Origin of the sequence: Streptomyces sp. NPDC051133 (assembly GCF_040682635.1) — a bacterium.
Lineage (GTDB): Bacteria > Actinomycetota > Actinomycetes > Streptomycetales > Streptomycetaceae > Streptomyces.
In genome coordinates, this window is record NZ_JBFBBK010000153.1 from 1 (window position 1) to 3,486 (window position 3,486).

General features: G+C 66.3%; 4 protein-coding genes and 2 pseudogenes. 4 read left to right on the forward strand and 2 right to left on the reverse strand.

Translation table 11 applies throughout. The features are described 5' to 3' along the window. Positions 1-134 precede the first annotated feature (134 nt). A pseudogene (locus AB0N17_RS45660) lies at positions 135-458 on the forward strand (transposase); the annotation flags it as partial. Between the two features lie 41 nt (positions 459-499). On the opposite strand, the gene AB0N17_RS45665 reads toward AB0N17_RS45660, so the two are convergent. After that, positions 500-1,291: a hypothetical protein gene (locus AB0N17_RS45665; RefSeq protein ID WP_366017584.1), complete on the reverse strand. Its 792-nt coding sequence runs from the start codon at positions 1,289-1,291 to the stop codon at positions 500-502. Between the two features lie 750 nt (positions 1,292-2,041). Between AB0N17_RS45665 and AB0N17_RS45670 the strand changes: the two genes are divergently transcribed. Both AB0N17_RS45670 and AB0N17_RS45675 read left to right on the forward strand, forming a co-directional pair. Further along, positions 2,042-2,428, forward strand: coding sequence for a nuclear transport factor 2 family protein (locus tag AB0N17_RS45670; RefSeq protein WP_366017585.1), 387 nt, complete (start codon positions 2,042-2,044; stop codon positions 2,426-2,428). Between the two features lie 43 nt (positions 2,429-2,471). Then, a pseudogene (locus AB0N17_RS45675) lies at positions 2,472-2,654 on the forward strand (IS701 family transposase); the annotation flags it as partial. A gap of 156 nt (positions 2,655-2,810) precedes the next feature. On the opposite strand, the gene AB0N17_RS45680 reads toward AB0N17_RS45675, so the two are convergent. Next, on the reverse strand, positions 2,811-3,110 hold the full coding sequence (locus AB0N17_RS45680; RefSeq protein WP_366017586.1) for a hypothetical protein: 300 nt from the start codon (positions 3,108-3,110) through the stop codon (positions 2,811-2,813). A 30-nt stretch (positions 3,111-3,140) separates the two neighbouring features. On the opposite strand from AB0N17_RS45680, the gene AB0N17_RS45685 reads away from it, so the two are divergent. Next, positions 3,141-3,389, forward strand: a complete 249-nt coding sequence (locus tag AB0N17_RS45685; protein ID WP_366017587.1) for a hypothetical protein — start codon at positions 3,141-3,143, stop codon at positions 3,387-3,389. Positions 3,390-3,486 lie beyond the last annotated feature (97 nt).

Genomic DNA, 3,486 nt, shown 5'->3' on the forward strand with positions numbered 1-3,486 from the left:
CGATCGACGGTTCGGCGAGCATGCCGACCACCAGGTTGGTCACCGTGATGCCGAGCTGGGCGCCGGAGAGCTGGAAGGTCAGGCTCCGTACGGCCGCCCAGCACTCTGGGCACAGAGGCCGCCCCTTCGGTTTCGAGCAGCTCGGCGCACCCATCGTGCTCGTGTGGGACAACCTCAACGTCCACAAGGACCGCTGATTACGGCAGTTCATCGACACCCACGACTGGATCACCTGCTACTTCCTGCCGGCCTACGCCCCCGACCTCAACCCCGTCGAGGGCATCTGGTCCCTGCTGCGACGCAGCAGCCAGGTCAACACCGCCTTCACCGGCCCAGACCACCTCATCAACACGCTCCGACACGGGCTCCGCCAGATCCAGTACCGCAGCAACCTCATCGACGGATGCCTTGCTGAAACAGGGCTCCCGTTGACGACACCACGGCGACAACGTCAGTAACGGCACAGGGGGACCAACGATCGGCTGACAAACGAAACTGCCTAGGCGTGGGAGGGGGCCTCGGCCCTCTGCTCGGCCTTTGTGTCCGTGGTGGTGTTCGCGGCGGGCGCCGTGTACATCGCCGAGCCCTGCTGGTTGGTCTTGTCGATGATTTTCCTCCTGAAGAGGGTGTCCAGAGTGTTGCGCACCGACTGGACGGACACCCCCGCCCGGTCCGGGTGCTGCTTCAGGAGCTCGTCGTGTACCTCGCGTGCCAGGCGGGGCTGCCCTGGGGCTCCCTGGAGGATGTGCAGGGCCAGCGTGTGCAGCGGCGGCTGTGCCGTTGCGTCGGCCGCCTTCCTGGGGGTGCTCTTCTTCGCCGCTGTCGTCCTCTTGGTGGCGCTCTTCTTCCCCGCCTGCGTCTTCGTCGCGGCGGCCTTGGCCTTGGAAGCAGCTGTCTTCCCCGAGGTCGGCCCCGGCGGGCTGGCTTTGGCCTGCGCTTCCTGCCGTGGCTGAGGGACTGGAGAGGTAGCTGCCGCGGTATCGGCGGTCTCAGCCGGGACAGTGGGCTCGCCTTCGGATCCCCCGGCGAGCGGCTGGTCGTCGCCTGCGGACTCTGGTTCTCCAGCGGCACCGTCGGTTGAGTCCTCGCCGTCGACGGGTGGCAGGGGGAGTGCTCCCTGTGCCCTAATCAACCACTCCTCATCTCCTCGGAGTTGGTTGAGGCGTTCCTGCAGACGGGCGATCTGGTCAGTGACCTCGCTCTGCTCCTTGCGGTTGGCGGCGAGGTCGTCGGCACATCGCTGCGCCCACACGCTCTGGATGGACGTGGTGTTCTCAAGCTTCAAGGCCACGGCTGAACGCTCCCTGTACCGGGGGTATTGCTGCCGGATGCTACTGGCCCCCGCATAACGGCACTTGCCGTCCGGCACGATGCCAATCCTGCGGGGGCGGGGCCGGCGGACCGGTCCGTGCACCGCGACATGATCGAACGTCGGCGCAACACCGCCGCCCGCCCACCGGGGCCGCGCCAGGTGGCAGCATGTTTGCGTTGGTCTGCCGTGCGCATACTTACAGCACCGATCGCTAACGCACACACACCGGCCGTAAGCTGCGCAATAGGCTCGGACCGCGGGCTAGCGATGTCCGGGCCGGTCAGCAGCAGCCTGTTGACCGCCTCTTGCGCCAACTGCTCAGAATCCGCGTTCACCGCCGGTGCCTGCGGCGCCCGGAAAACCTGCGGGACGATTCGTGCTCCAGCAGCGGCTCCAAGGAAGTCGCTGAGGCAGACGCGCGTGTGGATTGCAGGTTCGCCCGGCTTGCGGCCCTTGCATAGGGGGGTTGTTGTCCGGCGGCTGGGGATCGAGGTGCTCAACCATGCATGTCTGCGGAGTGTTTGGCGCCCTTCCGTTTGGTCGAACTCGGGCGAGCGCCCCACCCTGCGCGTGCACGTCAGCGGCGAGGACTGGCCGGTCGTCCGGCGCATCGCACCACCGCGCCACCAACAGTTCCGCTAGTAATCGTCAGGACTCGTGGATCTGGCTGTTCAGGAGTTGTTGTCGGAGTGTTCTGTCGTGAGACTGGCGGGTCCTATAGTGCTCGTCATGTCCGATGCTGACCTGGAACGTAACAAGGCTACGGCCAAGGCATTCTATGACCTGATGTTCAATCAGTGCCGTCCCGCGGAGGCCTTGGAGATGTACGTGGGCGCCACGTACATCCAGCACAATCCGGAGGTAGCCGACGGCAAGCAGGCCTTCATCGACTACTTCGAGCGGATGACCGCCGGGTACCCCGGCAAGCGGGTGGAGTTCAAGCGCGCCTTCGCCGAGGGCGACCACGTCGTCCTGCACTGCCACCAAGTGTGGCCGGAGGAGGAATACGCTGGCATCGACATCTTCCGCTTCGACGCTGATGGAAAGATCGTCGAGCACTGGGATGTGCTTCAGGTCATTCCCCCCAGCTCCAAGAACAACAACACGATGTTCTGACCAGCTGGGTGCGCACGGCGCGCATGAACCACCCCCGTACACCGCGAAACTGCGCTGGCGCATCGAGCACGACTACCGCCAACCCAAACACGGCCTCAGCCTGGACCACTTCGAAGGCCGCACCTGGCGAGGCTGGCACCACCACGTCAACCTCGTCTCCGTCGCACACGCCTTCTGCACCCTCCAGCGACTGACCCGATCCCCAAAAGAGACGGTGCCGGCCTGAGCCTCTACCGGGTCGCATGCGAACTCCAGATACTCCTCGCGGTCTGGACCGGCGGCGCCTGCCCCACCTGTCACCGCAACATGCCAGAGCCGATACGAACCTGACCAAGCCCTGCGAGTTACTGGTCCTTGAGTTCCTTCACGCGGGCCGCGTACGTCATGCTGCGTCGAAGTCGGACCGGGGCCGGACCTCCACGACGAAGTCGGCGTCCTGCATCTCGCCCGCCTCGTTGTGCCAGAGGAAGACCCGCACGTGCATAGCGTGGCTCAGGCCGGTCCGCTCCCACTCGGTCATGAGGTCGCCGACGATCCGGCCGATGGCGTGCTTGGCGCCCTCGTCCGTGTCGGGAGCGGTGATCGCGCCGTGCCACCGTTCGGGGTCGCTGCCGTAGGGGCGCCAGCCCTCGGACCCGTGGGGTTCGAACACCCGGTACGCCCAGTCCGTATTGGTGTCCATAACAGCGATCGTGTCACCGCAAGGAGTCTCATGCGCCGCATCGGATCGACGCCCGCCGAGCGCGGGTCCGTCGGAGCGAGTAACTGCCCCGACGTCCTGGAGCTTGAGGACGGTGACTTCCTCGTCATCGGCAAGCTCCACCTCTTGACCGCGCCGGAGGCGGAGCGGATGAACGAGGTGGGCGCCTCGATCGGCGAGGACGAGTCCGTGGTCCTGGTGCCGCGCGACTGCATCCTGGCCGCCATGAGGCAGCTGGCATCAGAGAGGGGCGCCGGCTGACCAGCGCCCATCGGGCCCCCCGGGCCTGCTCCCGCACGTAGGAGGGGCCGAGACCCAAGTAGCGGAGATCCGCTGGGGGAGCGGCGGCACGCACCCG